Here is a 12,954-nt window from a genome sequence, read left to right on the forward strand (position 1 = left end):
TATCCCCTCTTTGGGTCATGCAGCGATTACGTCATGTACTGAACCAGATGGGAGGACTTCCCCGCTAGATCACTTTTCAAGATGGTCTGAAAGCGCTTACTTGACGCCTCTTTGGTTCACTTGTACGGGCAATCCGCTTCTGGCGAGCCGAAGTACGAAAGTCCGTGTGCCCTCGGCGAGGGACGCGCTGGCGTCTTGTCAAGATGGGCTCGGGCTAGTACTTGAGCAACGTATCTGTGCTGGTCGGGGGCGTAGTTGGCCGGTGGTGTGTCACGGTCGGCCTTGTCGAATGCGGATGCGGCCTGGATGCGAGAGCTCGACGGGCCTTCCCCTCTACTGGCAACCGGTTTGACCATGCTGGTCTGCGGCGCCGGATGCGGGAGTATGCGTGGGGCCTGCTTGCCCCGTTGGTCACCAGGGTGGTCGATAGTCGGCCGAATTTGCCGGGCATCGCGCCCCGACGGCCTCCAGTGGTTGCTGAACGGAGTGATCTGGAAAGCCGATGACGTCCGCGGTGACCTCCAGTCATATGTCGCCAAGCACCGCAATGACGGCGGGGTGTTCGTCATCGCCGACATCGGCTTCATTCAAGAAGGGCATCACCTCGGCCGGGGCGTAGCGTCAGTATTCCGGAACTGCCAACCGCACTGATGGCTGTCAGATCGGTGTCTTTGCCGCCTACTCCGCCGGCATGCACGCGAGTTGATGAACCGGAAGCTGCACCTGCCCAGGCCCTGTACGGACAACCGTGAGTGCTGCCAGGCGGTGAAGGTCCCCGACGAGCGCGGCTTCGCCACGTAGGGATGGTGCGGTATCGGCTAGGTTCTAGCGGTGCCCAAGTCACAGCAGGTCTTCGGCCCGCGCATTGACCATCCATCCGCTCAGGCTCCCGTGGAGGCATGGGTGGTGATCTCGTGCGGTGCCGGAGAGGGCTGTGGCTCTACCGATGGGCGTCAGTTACATCGCCGAGGCTCGCCCATGTCTACCTCACGGCCATGGTGGCCGACGCGGCGGCGAAGGGTTGCCGCATAAGGCCCCCGGCTCCTGGCCCCCGTGCCTGGCCCACACACGGTGGCGCGGCACCGGGGTTGTTTCGTTCGGGCCTCTCCCGCGGGTCGCCGAAGAGCGGGCGGACCAGGCGCTGGCGTAACTCCAAGTCGTACTCAAATATGGGCGGAGTGTAGTTGAACATCGATCAGCAACGACACGTGAAGACGAGTATGGACCCCTCACGCCTCGCCCCGCCTCCTTCGACGCTGGGGCGATTATCCTCCGCGCCGCACCGATTACCCTCAGCCGGAACATTGTCCGACTCGTCTCGGTTGGGCTGGTTAGACGCCTTGCGCGGCATAGCGGCACTCGTCGTGGTGTTCGACCACTCTTCGTACTCCTTCATGGCCGAGTTCAGACGGGAGTTGATGCCGGAGTTCAATACCAGCCGCTACGGCATCATGGTGTTCTTCCTGGTGAGCGGCTACATCATCCCCGCCTCACTGGAGCGCCGGGGCTGCATCCGAACTTTCTGGATCGGGCGGGGGTTCCGCATCTACCCACTGTGGGTGGCTGTCGTCGTCGCGGCCCTCACCGCCGATGCGTTGGGCATAGCGCGCATGCGCGACTTCGGTGGACAGAGCGCTGTCACTGTTGCAGCCGCACATGTCACCTTGTTCCAAGAACTGCTGGGGACGCCCAATCTTCTTCTGGTTCTGTGGACGCTCGCGTATGAGATGGCCTTCTATCTGCTGGTCGTCGCTCTGTTCACGGTCCGCCTCCACCAGCGGTCGGCGGCGGTCGCCGTCAGCCTGGCCGTGCTCGCCGCCGTGAGTGTGACGGCAGGGGTCGTGCTGCCGGCCTCTGCCCTCTCCGGCAGGGTCGGGGCCGGCTCGCTGGTCGCGCTCACTGTGGTCGCCATGGTGGTTGCGATCTGCTGTGCGAGTGCCAGGTCACCCGTGCTCCGGGTTTTCGGGGGTGTGCTGGGCGGAGTGCTGGCGCTCGTCCTGGTTGCCTTCAACGGCACGGTTCCGCAGTGGGAGGGGCTGGTGATCCTCGCCGTGATGTTCCTGGGTACCGCCGTCTATCGCGCTGAGCAGGGTCAGAGCGCATGGTCGTACGCGGCGGGCGCAGCCGTCGTGGTGGTGGCCTGCGCGGTGGGGAGCGCGTACTGGTACGGGGACGGGGACTATTTCACACGGCGCGGCTGGATCGTGGCGTTTGTCCTGGCAGTGTTCACCTTCGGCGCAGGACTGGCAGTGCGCCGTCGGCGGATTCCGCGCTGGCTGGTCGGACTGGGGACGATCAGCTACTCGGTCTATCTGGTGCATCCGGTGTTGCTGGCGGTGAGCGACGGCACGATCGGGCGGTGGCCACGTGACAGTCTTCTTCTCACAACGGCATTCTATGGTGTCCTGCTGCCGCTGTGCGTGCTGACCTACCGTTACATCGAAGCGCCGGGGCAGGCGTGGGGACGAAAGCTGGCACGCCGCGTTCAGCCGCCGTGACGAGGGCTTGTGCCATAAGCGTGCTGAATTCCCGCCTGTAGCGCGGGACGCCCCGGACCGACAAGGTCCGAGGCGTCCTGACGGCAGATCCTGTACGGGCGTTTCGGTCAGGCTAGCCCGGGAATCCGGACCGCGCGCGACAGGGGGCGTGGGCTGAAACCCTCGACGACTGTTCCATCACTCGATCAGAGGAGGTCGAGGGCCCAGCGCTGGTTGGTCGACCCGTCGCAGGAGAACTGGGCGGCCTGTGCGCCGTTCGCGGTACTGGCGCCCGAAATACCCAGGCACAGCCCGCTCTTGCGGTTCTTCAGATAGGCGATGTCCGTCCCGTCCTGGTAGGGAATGATCACCCAGTCCTGGTTGGCGTCGCCGGATCCGTTTGCGATGATGGCCGCCGCGCCGGACGCGGTGCTGGCTCCGTCGATCCCCAGGTTTCTACCCGAGCGGCCGTTCTCGAAGCTGAAGTAGTTGCCGTCCTGGATCATGTCCCAGTACTGCGAGGAGTTCTGGTCGTTTCCCGGCTGCTGGACGACCTTGGCGCCATTGGCGGTGCTGTTGCCCGTCGGCTGCAGGAACTTCCCGGACTTCGCGTTTCTGAGCCCAACGATCGGGGCGGCTGCTGCCCGATCCTTGAGGGTTGATAACTGCAGAGGGTTGGGCTTCCAGTCCTCGCTCGGCGACTGGGCGGAAGCGATCGCCGGGCTGGCGATCGCCATCAGTGCTCCGGCCAGAACGGCCGCGACGGTGTTCCTGGTGCGGGATGTGCGCACGAGACGTCTCCTCACGATTGGTGCCATTGGTGCCATTGGTGTCACTGGAGGTACCCAATCAGGGGATCCGGATTATTCGCTAGATCGTTCGAAGACTTCGACCGAAAGCGCTTTCTTGACGGGGGCGTATCCGACATGCTCTGCATGCCCGACATACTGTCCGCGCTACGAGTCGCCGACCAGGCAAGGCCGTGAGACCTGGTCGGCGCAGGTTGCATGCTCACGTCGATCGGCACGAGGCCGCGCCAGGTCACAGTGATGACCGTGACCTCCGTGGCGGTGGGCGCGGTCGGCGGGCTGCTGGGGATGCCCCTCGGTATCGCCGCGCACCGATTGCTCGTGGACCACCTGGGAGTGGTCGCGTTCCCGGAGTCCGTGAAGGGCGTCTGGCGCGCGCCGCAGTTGGTCGTACTGGCGTTGGTGGGGGTCGTGATCGCCGTCCTCGGCGCGCTGATCCCGGCCCGCTCGGCGGCGCGGCTGACGATCGCCAAGGTGCTGCACAACGAGTAGGCGGTCCGTACCCCCGGTACACACATCGGCCACCTGCCGCGGCGGTGCGTGCCTGTTGGCGGGGAAGCCGACGGTGCGCTGCGGCGCGCCCCGCGTCACCCGCCTGCCTACGTCCTGCTGGGCTGTCCGGCAACCACCCCTCCGCCCTTCCCGGCGGCTGAGTAGAGGTGCTCGGCTAATGCCCCAGCCGTCAGTACGAAGCCGGGCTGGTCGACCGCGGACAGTGAGAACAGCTCGTCCCCAGCTGGGTCATCAAATGGCATCGACTGAGCCTGTACTCCTTCCTCGGTGACTGGGAAAACGGACGTACCGTCGGCGCCGGCCTGTGCGCGTTGGTCGTGTCGCCTGCCTGAGGCGGCGACGTTGGCTTCGCAGACACTTCGGCTGCTTTGCCGTTCCCAGAAGCTGTGGGATCCGCGGGGCCCGGGTCCCACGGTGCCTTCTGTCATCGACGGCTGTAAGCAGGCCAGTTGGGGTTGTGCGGGGCTCGCGTGCCGGGGCGTGTCCACACGCAGAACACCCCCCTGCCCTGCGTTTCCGCAGGTCAGGGGGGTGATTCGAGCGGTAGCGGTGGGATTTGAACCCACGGAGGAGTTGCCCCCTCACGCGCTTTCGAGGCGCGCTCCTTCGGCCGCTCGGACACGCTACCGAGGCAGAGCCTAGCGGACGAAGGGCCGAGATCCGAAATCGGTTCCGGGCGGGGGTGGATCAAGGGGCGGTCAGGGGGTGCGGAAGAAGGCGGTGAGAGGGGCCGCGCACTCTTCGGGGAGGACGTCGTGGATGACCTCGGGGCGGTGGTTGAGGCGGCGGTCGCGGACGATGTCCCAGAGGGAGCCGACGGCGCCCGCCTTCTCGTCGACCGCGCCGTAGACCACGCGGTCGAGCCGGGACAGCACGATGGCGCCCGCGCACATGGCGCACGGCTCCAGGGTCACCACCAAGGTGCACCCGGTCAGCCGCCAGCCGCCGAGGCGGCGGGCCGCGGCGCGCAGGGCGAGGACCTCGGCGTGGGCCGTGGGGTCGCCGTGGGCCTCGCGTTCGTTGCGGCCGCGGCCGAGCACCGTGCCGTCCGGGCCCAGCACGACGGCGCCGACCGGGACGTCTCCCGTCTCGGGTGCCCGTACGGCCTCCTCCAGCGCGAGGCGCATCGGGGCGCGCCAGGGGTCACGCAGGGGGTCGGGGTCGGGTCCGGGGAAGATACCGGTCAGCGGATCGGTCATGACACCAGTGTGGCGGCGGTCAGCGCACCGCCTCCAGGCCCTCCATGGAGCAGCCCAGCATGTCCGCGATCGATTCGAGCGCGTCCCCGTCGAGGGACTTCAGTTCCTTTTCCTCCATGCCCAGGTCGGTCAGGATGTCGCCGTCGCCGAGCGGGCCCACCGGGACCGGTGCGTCGGGGTCGGCTTCGTCGTCCTCGTCGGGCTCGCCGTCCTCGGTGCCGTCCAGGTCGACGAGGCTGTCCAGGTCGTCCTCGGGATCCCGGCCGAGCAGCTCATCGGTGAGCATCGACCCGTATGAGGTGCGGGCGGCCGCGGCCGCGTCCGATACGTAGATGTGCGGGTCCTCCTCGCCGTCCACGCGGACGACGCCGAACCACGCGTCTTCGTGCTCGATGAAGGCCAGAACCGTGTCGTCGTCCTTGGCGGCCCCACGAGCCAGATCGATCAAATCGGTCAGAGTCTCCACGTCATCGAGCTCTGTGTCGCTCGCTTCCCACCCTTCTGCGGTGCGCGCGAGCAATGCGGCGAAGTACACCGTGACTCTCCCACTGGTCATAGGCGTGCCGGGGCGGGCGGGACAGTGTCCCGCCCCAATCGGAATCGTGGCAGAAACCGTCGCTTCGCGAGAGGTCTTCCGCGCTGCGTCGTGCACCAGTCCAAAGAGATGTGGCTCACGTGAAACGAAACGGACCGACCTGATCGCTCCCTCGGCGGTGCGCCAGCTTCGGGTTCATTAGCGGAACGTACGCAGCAGTATCGCCTCGCGCATCCGGGCGGCGCGGGTCAGCCGTGGCCGCACGGCGTCGCGCACCTGCCGTGCCTGGTTCAGCGCGCGCAGGAAGCGTTCGCGACGGCGGAGGCGGTCCGCAGCGCTCTCGCCTGCGGACACGGCACCCATCGTCCTGCCGGTGGGCATGTCGGTGTCGGCCATGGCCTCACCCCTCGGGCCGAGGTGTCCGCCCGGACGTGGGGTCCGGGCGCTCCTGCCCACTTTCCCCCGAAACAGCGGTTTGATGCCAGTACAGCGGCAGACTGTCGGCGCGTGCCGGGGGCTCCGGGGGTTACCGGCGGGAGCCGCGGGCGGGGGGCTCGGTTAGTGTCGATGCCATGCGGATCCATGTCGTCGACCACCCGCTGGTGGCGCACAAACTCACCACGCTGCGCGACAAGCGCACCGACTCCCCCACCTTCCGGCGGCTCGCCGACGAGCTGGTGACCCTGCTCGCGTACGAGGCCACCCGCGATGTGCGGACCGAGCAGGTCGACATCGAGACCCCGGTGACGCCGACGACCGGCGTGCGGCTCTCGCACCCGCGCCCCATGGTGGTGCCGATCCTGCGGGCGGGGCTCGGGATGCTCGACGGCATGGTGCGGCTGCTGCCGACGGCCGAGGTGGGCTTCCTCGGCATGATCCGCGACGAGGAGACGCTGCAGGCGTCCACGTACGCCACGCGGATGCCCGAAGACCTTTCCGGCCGTCAGGTGTACGTGCTGGACCCGATGCTGGCGACCGGCGGGACGCTCGTCGCGGCCATTCGCGAGCTGATAGCGCGGGGCGCCGACGACGTCACCGCGCTGTGCCTGCTGGCGGCGCCCGAGGGCGTCGAGGTGATGGAGCGCGAGCTGGCGGGCACGCCCGTGACGGTGGTCACAGCCTCCGTCGACGAGCGGCTCAACGAGCACGGGTACATCGTCCCGGGGCTCGGCGACGCGGGCGACCGGATGTACGGGACCGCGGGCTAGGTCGGCCGCTGGGGCCTCCGGCTCAGCAGGGCGAGCCGGACGGCTTGGGTGAGGGCTTGGTCAGCGCGGTGAGCGCCTTGTCGGCGTCCTTCTGCTTGACCAGGTCCTTGAACCCCGAGCCGATGATCAGATCGACGTCCTTGCCGTGGCGGCCGTCGTTCTTGGTCTGGGCCCCGGCGAGCTGGGTGCCGAGCACCCGGGAGGCCCCGTCGGCGGAGGCCGGCGCGCCCAGGAGTATCCCCGCGGCCTTGACCTTCTCGTCGTACGCCTTCGGGGCGTTGCCCACGTCGCCGATCGTGAAGCCGCGCTTCTCCAGCTCCTTGGCGGTGTCCTTCGCGAGCCCCGAGCGCTTGGTCGCGTTGTAGACGTTGACGGTGATGTCGGACGGCTTCGGCAGCTTCTTCGCCGCCGTACGCGTCGACGACCCGGTGCCCCGGTCGTGGCCGCTGCCCGGCTCGCGCTTGCAGTCCGTGCTGCCGCGCGCCGCGCGCACCGTGTCGCCGCCCTTGCCGCCGCCTCCGGAGAAGACGTCGATGAGCTGAAGCGTCCCCCAGCCGACCAGGCCGAGCGCCACGACCGAGCCGAGGGCCGCGAACACCAGGCGGCGACGGCTCCGGGGCCTGCGCATGCGCGGGTAGCGGTCGCCCGTGATGCGGTACTTACCGCCCATGCCAGGAGGGGTCAGCATGCTCATGTGCGCAGCGTAGTGCGGCCTGGTGGCGATGCCTACTAAATGATCAATGGTTCGTCTGCAGTCCAACCCGAAAGGGCCAATGCGAAGGCCCGGCCGGGGACGTCGGCGGACGGCGTCAGTCGAGTTCCAGCACGCGTGCGTGCAGCACTTGGCGCTGCTGGAGCGCGGCGCGCACGGCGCGGTGGAGCCCGTCCTCCAGGTAGAGGTCGCCGTCCCACTTCACGACGTGGGCGAAGAGGTCGCCGTAGAACGTCGAGTCCTCCGCGAGCAGCGTCTCCAGGTCGAGCTGCTGCTTCGTCGTGACCAGTTGGTCAAGACGTACCGGGCGTGGGGCGACATCCGCCCACTGGCGGGTGCTTTCCCGTCCGTGGTCGGGATAGGGCCGACCGTTTCCGATGCGCTTGAAGATCACACGGAAAGCCTACCGGGCAAGCGGCTTCCGGCGCAGCCAAGGCGCGGGAGTGCCAGGCCGGGGGCCGGGGAAGGGTCTCGGGGGCGAGTGGACAAAAGGGTGAAAATTTCTTGGAAGGGGACTAGTCCCCCAAGGGGGTCAGGAGTAACCTGAAAAACAGCCTGCGGGGCGAGCGAGGGAGCTCGACCGGAGAGGCGTTCAGGACAGAGGACTTTGGTTCTCCGGAGCGTCTCGCTGATGGCCGGGCTGAGAGGCCGGAAGGTCGGGGAGACCGGAAGGCGACCTCCACAACCTGATCCGGACAATGCCGGCGAAGGGAGCCCACCTCGCAGGTTTTGTGCTGCCTGGGTGCGGCCCGGTTGCGGTGGGCTCTTCCGCGTTCAAGCATGGCCGCATGCGCTGTCTGGTCACCGGGGCCACCGGTTACATCGGCGGCAGGCTCGTGCCCGAGCTGCTGAGCGCCGGGCACGCGGTGCGCTGCGTGGTCCGTTCCCCCGGGAAGCTGCGCGATCACCCCTGGGCGGGACGGGTCGAGATCGTGCGCGGCGACGTGACCGACGAGGAGTCCGTCCGGGCGGCCATGGAGGACGTGGAGGTCGCGTACTACCTGGTGCACGCGCTGGGTTGCGGGCCCGGCTTCGAGGAGACCGACCGGCGCTCCGCCCGGCTCTTCGGCGAGCGGGCGCGGGCCGCCGGGGTCCGGCGGATCGTCTACCTCGGCGGGCTGACCCCGGCCGGGGTCCCGGACCGCGACCTCTCCCCCCATCTGCGCTCCCGCGCCGAAGTGGGCCGGGTGCTCCTGGACTCCGGGGTGCCGACCGCGGTGCTGAGGGCCGGGGTGATCATCGGGTCGGGCTCGGCGTCGTTCGAAATGCTGCGCTACCTGACCGAACGGCTACCGCTCATGGTCACCCCGCGCTGGGTCCGCACCCGCACCCAGCCGATCGCCGTCCGCGATGTGCTGCGGCTGCTCGTCGGCTGCGCCGCACTGCCGCACGAGGTGAGCCGGGCCTTCGACATCGGCGGCCCCGACGTCCTCACCTACCGGGACATGATGCGGCGGTACGCGGCCGTCGCCGGGCTGCCCCGGCGCGGCATCCTGCCGGTGCCGGTGCTCAGCCCGCGGCTCTCCAGCCTCTGGGTCGGCCTGATCACCCCCGTGCCGGGCGCCCTCGCGCGGCCCCTCGTGGAGTCCCTGCGGCACGAGGTGGTCTGCGCCGAGCGGGACATCGGGAGTTACGTGCCCGATCCGCCGGGCGGCCCGCTCGGCGTGGACCGGGCCCTGGAACTGGCCCTGCGGCGGATCCGCGAGGCCGAAGTGGCCACCCGCTGGTCCTCGGCCGCCACCCCCGGCGCCCCCAGCGACCCGCTGCCCACCGACCCCGACTGGGCGGGCGGCACCCTCTACACCGACCACCGCCGCCGCGCCGTGAACGCCTCCCCGCAGGACGTCTGGAGGGTCGTGGAGGGCATCGGCGGCGAGAACGGCTGGTACGCGTTTCCTCTGGCATGGGCGTTGCGCGGCTGGATCGACACCCTGATGGGCGGCGTCGGCCTGCGCCGTGGGCGCCGCGACGCGGCCCGGCTGCGGGTGGGGGACAGCCTCGACTTCTGGCGGGTCGAGGAGGTCCTGCCACCCCGTCTGCTGCGGCTGCGGGCCGAGATGCGGCTGCCGGGGCTGGCGTGGCTGGAGATGCGGGTGGACCGCGACGCGGAGGGCCGTACGGTCTTCCGCCAGCGCGCCGTCTTCCACCCGCACGGGCTGGCCGGGCACGTCTACTGGTGGGGCGTCTCGCCGTTCCACGCGCTGGTGTTCGGCGGGATGACCCGCAAGATCGCCGCCAAGGCGGAGTCGTCTGTGCGCGGTTGACCTGCGAGGCCGCGCGCGGCTAGCGCAGGCCGTCGAGGGCGATGGGGAGGTGGCGGGGGCCTCGGAGGACGGCGTTGCGGCGGTAGGGGGGCGGGTCTTCGAGCAGGCGGGGGTTCTCCAGGCGCTGGGCCAGCGCGATCAGGGCCAGCTGGGCCTCCAGGCGGGCCAGCGGGGCGCCGAAGCAGCTGTGGATGCCGCTGCCGAAGCCGAGGTGCTGGTTGTCGCGGCGCTGGGGGTCGAAGCGGTCGGGGTCGAGGAAGCGCTGCGGGTCGCGGTTGCCGGAGGCCAGGACCAGCCAGACGGGGGCGCCCTTGGGGATCGTCACCCCGGCGATGTCGATGTCCGAGAGCGGAGTGCGCTGGGGGAGCAGCTGGACGGGCGGGTCGTAGCGCAGCAGCTCCTCGACCAGGGGGACGGCCAGATGGGGCTTGGCGCGCAGCCGGGCCAGGACATCGGGGTTGCGGAGCAGGGCGAGCATGCCGTTGGTGATCAGATTGACGGTCGTCTCATGGCCCGCGACCAGCAGCAGCGCGGCGGTGCTCAGCAGCTCCGTATGGTTCATCCGGCCGTCCGGGCCGTGCCCGGCGACCAGGGCGGAGAGCATGTCGTCGCCGGGGGAGCGGCGGCGTTCCTCGATCAGTTCGGAGAGGTAGCGGCCGAGTTCGGCGCGCGCCTGGTGGGTGACGCGGCGGCGCATCGCGGCGTCCTGCTCGGGGTCCGGGTCGAGACTCGCGGCGAGGGTGTCGGCCCAGGTGTGGAAGCGGGGCTCGTCCTCGCGCGGCACGCCCAGCAGTCGGCAGATGACGGTGACCGGGAAGGGGTACGAGAAGTCGTCGACGAGGTCGATGTGGTCCCGGTCCCCGAAGCCGTCGATCAGTTCGCCGACGATGCGGGACAGCTCGCCGCGCATGGCGTGGATCCGCCGGGGGGTGTGCGGCGGGCCGAAGGGGGTCATGGCGAGGCGCCGCAGCCGGTCGTGTTCGGGCGGGTCGAGCTTCAGGAAGGCGGGCGGCAGCCCGGGGTCGTCCTCCTCGGCCTCGGTGTCCGCGCCGTCCGGTTCGCCCGCGAGGCCGGGGTCGAGGTTGCGCGCGTCGGAGCTGATGCGCGGATCGTGCAGCAGGGCGTGGATCTCCCAGTACGTGCTGACGATGTACGGGCCGTCCTCCTCGTGCGCCACGGGGGTCTTCCGCAGTTCCGCGTAGATCGGGTACGGGTCGGCGCGGTTCGCGTAGTCGGTGATCTTCCGCAGGAGGGGGCCGTGGGCCATGGCGGAGTCCTTCCGGGCCGGGGATCAGTGGCTTCAGTGGCGCGCGGGGGTGAAGGTGATGCGCCGGTCGGCGGGCGAGTAGCCGCTGAGGGTGACGGTCGGGCCGTGGGTGGGCAGCGTGGGGTCCGGGAAGTCGGCCGGGACCGGCCGCAGCCCTTCGGCGCGGCGGTCGACGGTGGTGAACGGCGGCGGGAAGGGCGCGGCGGTCTCGATCAGCCGCTGGTAGAACGCCAGCCACTTGCTCTGGTCGAAGGTGACGGCGGCGATGACGCGCCCCTGGTAGCCGTAGACCACGGTGAAGCGGCGCTCGGCGAGCGACCCCTGCGCGATCAGGACCTCCTCGCCCAGCGACGGCACCCCGACCGACTTGATGTTCACCCCGAACTGGGAGGACCAGAAGGCCGGGACCCACAGATGCGGTCGGCGGTCGGCGCTCGCGCTGATCATGTTGTGGGCGGCGGTCTCGGCTTGGGCGACCGCGTTGCCCCAGTGCTCCAGCGACAGGAACTGGTAGCCGAAGAGCGGATGCGGGGAGCGGGCCACGTCCCCGGCCGTGAAGATGTCGTCGGTGACGATGCCGCGTACGTCGAACGCGCGGCAGCCCGCGTCGCAGGCGATGCCGCGCGGCCCGGCGCCGAGCCCGGAACCGGCCAGCCATTCGGTGTTGCGGGTGATGCCGAGGGAGACCACCGCCACGTCGGCGTCGAGGGCGGTGCCGTCGGACAGATGGGCCCGCCGCAGCCGCCCGGCGGCGTCGCCCTCAAGACCGGTGACCATGACGCCGCAGCGCAGGTCCACGCCGTGGGCGCGGTGCAGGTCGGCGGCGACCTGGCCGAGCACCCCGCCGAGGGCGCCGACCAGGGGGGTGGGTCCGCGTTCGGCGACGGTGACCGCGAGCCCCCGCTCCCGGCAGGCGGAGGCGATCTCCGAGCCCGTGAAGCCCGCGCCGATGACCAGCACCCGGCGCGGGCCGGCCGACAGCCTGCGGTGCAGCGCGGCCGCGTCCTCCCGGCTCCGGAGCACGAAGACGCCGTCCAGCTCGGCTTCCAGGGGGTGCGGCCAGGGGCGGGCGCGCACCCCGGTGGTGATCATGAGCCGGTCGTAGCCGACCTCGTCGCCGTCGGCCAGCCGCACCCGCTGGGTCGTCATGTCCAGCCCGGTGGCGGCGACGCCGAGCCGCCATGTCGCGTCCACCGCGCGGCGCCGGGGCAGCGCGGTGTGGTCGGCGGGGGACCTGCCCAGCAGCACCTGTTTGGACAGCGGTGGCCGGTCGTACGGCTCGTGGGGCTCGTCGCCGATCATCGTGAGCGACCCGGCGAACCCCTCGTCGCGCAGCGTCTCGGCGGCCCGCAGCCCGGCCAGCGAGGCGCCCACGATCACGATGCGCCCGTCGCGCCGCAGGGTGTGCGTCGCGCCGTCAGCGGACACCGGAGAGGTCCTCGTCGTCGACCAGGATGGCCTGGACCGGGCAGGCGGCGGCCGCGCGCGCCACGTTCTCCCGCTGGGCCTCGTCCGCGTGCGGGGTGTAGAGCAGCGCCTCCTCACCGTGGAGGGTGAAGACGTCGGGGGCGAGGAACGCGCACTGCGCGTACCCCTGACAGCGGTTGAGATCGACGACAAGCCTCATCGGGGCCCTGCCCTTCGCCACGCTCGGGTCGCCGGGTCACCCCCTCCTCACGGCCAGCATGGGCGAGGCGGCCGGGGCCCGCGCGCACAGCCGGGCCAAAGGGGCGAAGGGGGTGATTCTCCTTCACGGTCCGGTTCGCGATCCGGTTCCGCTTCCGGTGGCGCGGGGCGCGGTGCGGGGGCGCAGTGTGCCAGTGGCGGCGGGGGCGTGAACCGTCGTGCGCAAGAGCTGAGCCATTCCGCCCGTGGGCCCGTACCCCCCACTACTGTGCGGGGAATGTTCCACTCCGCAGCCCTCTCCTCAACCCCACAAAGAGGCGGGATCGCCGCTGTCGGTTCCACGG

13 protein-coding genes and 1 tRNA gene are annotated in these 12,954 nt (G+C 70.0%); 4 read left to right on the forward strand and 10 right to left on the reverse strand.

What is annotated here, in order from left to right; genetic code table 11:
• Positions 1-1,322 precede the first annotated feature (1,322 nt).
• Positions 1,323-2,498, forward strand: coding sequence for an acyltransferase family protein (locus ACZ6CL_RS06890; protein WP_468932092.1), 1,176 nt, complete (start codon positions 1,323-1,325; stop codon positions 2,496-2,498).
• A gap of 185 nt (positions 2,499-2,683) precedes the next feature.
• On the opposite strand, the gene ACZ6CL_RS06895 is transcribed toward ACZ6CL_RS06890, so the two are convergent.
• Positions 2,684-3,268 (reverse strand): RICIN domain-containing protein, encoded by a 585-nt coding sequence (locus ACZ6CL_RS06895; RefSeq protein ID WP_468932094.1) that lies wholly within the window; start codon positions 3,266-3,268, stop codon positions 2,684-2,686.
• 258 nt (positions 3,269-3,526) lie between these two features.
• Here ACZ6CL_RS06895 and ACZ6CL_RS06900 point away from each other — a divergent pair, with 258 nt between their 5' ends.
• A complete protein-coding gene (locus tag ACZ6CL_RS06900; RefSeq protein WP_468932096.1) occupies positions 3,527-3,778 on the forward strand; it encodes a hypothetical protein in 252 nt (83 codons plus the stop codon).
• 562 nt (positions 3,779-4,340) lie between these two features.
• Here the strand turns inward: ACZ6CL_RS06900 and ACZ6CL_RS06905 are convergent.
• From ACZ6CL_RS06905 to ACZ6CL_RS06920, 4 genes are all read right to left on the reverse strand, one after another.
• Positions 4,341-4,427: transfer RNA gene (locus tag ACZ6CL_RS06905), tRNA-Ser, on the reverse strand.
• A 70-nt stretch (positions 4,428-4,497) separates the two neighbouring features.
• On the reverse strand, positions 4,498-4,998 hold the full coding sequence (gene tadA, locus ACZ6CL_RS06910) for a tRNA adenosine(34) deaminase TadA (RefSeq protein ID WP_468932099.1): 501 nt from the start codon (positions 4,996-4,998) through the stop codon (positions 4,498-4,500).
• A gap of 19 nt (positions 4,999-5,017) precedes the next feature.
• A complete protein-coding gene (locus ACZ6CL_RS06915; RefSeq protein WP_468932102.1) occupies positions 5,018-5,554 on the reverse strand; it encodes a tRNA adenosine deaminase-associated protein in 537 nt (178 codons plus the stop codon).
• A 177-nt stretch (positions 5,555-5,731) separates the two neighbouring features.
• Entirely contained in the window at positions 5,732-5,929 is a 198-nt protein-coding gene (locus ACZ6CL_RS06920; protein WP_468932105.1) for a hypothetical protein, read from the reverse strand.
• A gap of 176 nt (positions 5,930-6,105) precedes the next feature.
• On the opposite strand from ACZ6CL_RS06920, the gene upp reads away from it, so the two are divergent.
• Positions 6,106-6,741 (forward strand): uracil phosphoribosyltransferase, encoded by a 636-nt coding sequence (gene upp, locus ACZ6CL_RS06925; protein WP_468932108.1) that lies wholly within the window; start codon positions 6,106-6,108, stop codon positions 6,739-6,741.
• 22 nt (positions 6,742-6,763) lie between these two features.
• Here upp and ACZ6CL_RS06930 read toward each other — a convergent pair whose 3' ends face one another.
• Entirely contained in the window at positions 6,764-7,435 is a 672-nt protein-coding gene (locus ACZ6CL_RS06930) for a LytR C-terminal domain-containing protein (protein WP_468932110.1), read from the reverse strand.
• 115 nt (positions 7,436-7,550) lie between these two features.
• Positions 7,551-7,847 (reverse strand): type II toxin-antitoxin system VapB family antitoxin, encoded by a 297-nt coding sequence (locus ACZ6CL_RS06935; RefSeq protein ID WP_009716657.1) that lies wholly within the window; start codon positions 7,845-7,847, stop codon positions 7,551-7,553.
• A 394-nt stretch (positions 7,848-8,241) separates the two neighbouring features.
• Here ACZ6CL_RS06935 and ACZ6CL_RS06940 point away from each other — a divergent pair, with 394 nt between their 5' ends.
• A complete protein-coding gene (locus tag ACZ6CL_RS06940) occupies positions 8,242-9,717 on the forward strand; it encodes an SDR family oxidoreductase (protein WP_468932113.1) in 1,476 nt (491 codons plus the stop codon).
• Between the two features lie 19 nt (positions 9,718-9,736).
• Here the strand turns inward: ACZ6CL_RS06940 and ACZ6CL_RS06945 are convergent, their stop codons facing one another.
• From ACZ6CL_RS06945 to ACZ6CL_RS06955, 3 genes are read right to left on the reverse strand one after another with little or no spacing between them, the layout of a single operon-like run.
• On the reverse strand, positions 9,737-10,984 hold the full coding sequence (locus tag ACZ6CL_RS06945; protein WP_468932116.1) for a cytochrome P450: 1,248 nt from the start codon (positions 10,982-10,984) through the stop codon (positions 9,737-9,739).
• Between the two features lie 33 nt (positions 10,985-11,017).
• Positions 11,018-12,412: an NAD(P)/FAD-dependent oxidoreductase gene (locus ACZ6CL_RS06950; RefSeq protein WP_468932118.1), complete on the reverse strand. Its 1,395-nt coding sequence runs from the start codon at positions 12,410-12,412 to the stop codon at positions 11,018-11,020.
• Positions 12,402-12,611, reverse strand: coding sequence for a ferredoxin (locus tag ACZ6CL_RS06955; protein ID WP_468932121.1), 210 nt, complete (start codon positions 12,609-12,611; stop codon positions 12,402-12,404). The genes ACZ6CL_RS06950 and ACZ6CL_RS06955 overlap by 11 nt, the downstream gene beginning before the upstream one ends.
• Positions 12,612-12,954 lie beyond the last annotated feature (343 nt).

The organism is Streptomyces sp. NPDC041200, from assembly GCF_055591805.1.

Coding starts and splice junctions, on each gene's coding strand:
- ACZ6CL_RS06945 (WP_468932116.1), bottom strand. CDS start 10,984: ATGGCCCACGGCCCCCTCCTGCGGAAGATCACCGACTACGCGAACCGC.
- tadA (WP_468932099.1), bottom strand. CDS start 4,998: ATGACCGATCCGCTGACCGGTATCTTCCCCGGACCCGACCCCGACCCC.
- ACZ6CL_RS06920 (WP_468932105.1), bottom strand. CDS start 5,929: ATGGCCGACACCGACATGCCCACCGGCAGGACGATGGGTGCCGTGTCC.
- upp (WP_468932108.1), top strand. CDS start 6,106: ATGCGGATCCATGTCGTCGACCACCCGCTGGTGGCGCACAAACTCACC.
- ACZ6CL_RS06900 (WP_468932096.1), top strand. CDS start 3,527: ATGACCGTGACCTCCGTGGCGGTGGGCGCGGTCGGCGGGCTGCTGGGG.
- ACZ6CL_RS06940 (WP_468932113.1), top strand. CDS start 8,242: ATGCGCTGTCTGGTCACCGGGGCCACCGGTTACATCGGCGGCAGGCTC.
- ACZ6CL_RS06955 (WP_468932121.1), bottom strand. CDS start 12,611: ATGAGGCTTGTCGTCGATCTCAACCGCTGTCAGGGGTACGCGCAGTGC.
- ACZ6CL_RS06930 (WP_468932110.1), bottom strand. CDS start 7,435: ATGAGCATGCTGACCCCTCCTGGCATGGGCGGTAAGTACCGCATCACG.
- ACZ6CL_RS06915 (WP_468932102.1), bottom strand. CDS start 5,554: ATGACCAGTGGGAGAGTCACGGTGTACTTCGCCGCATTGCTCGCGCGC.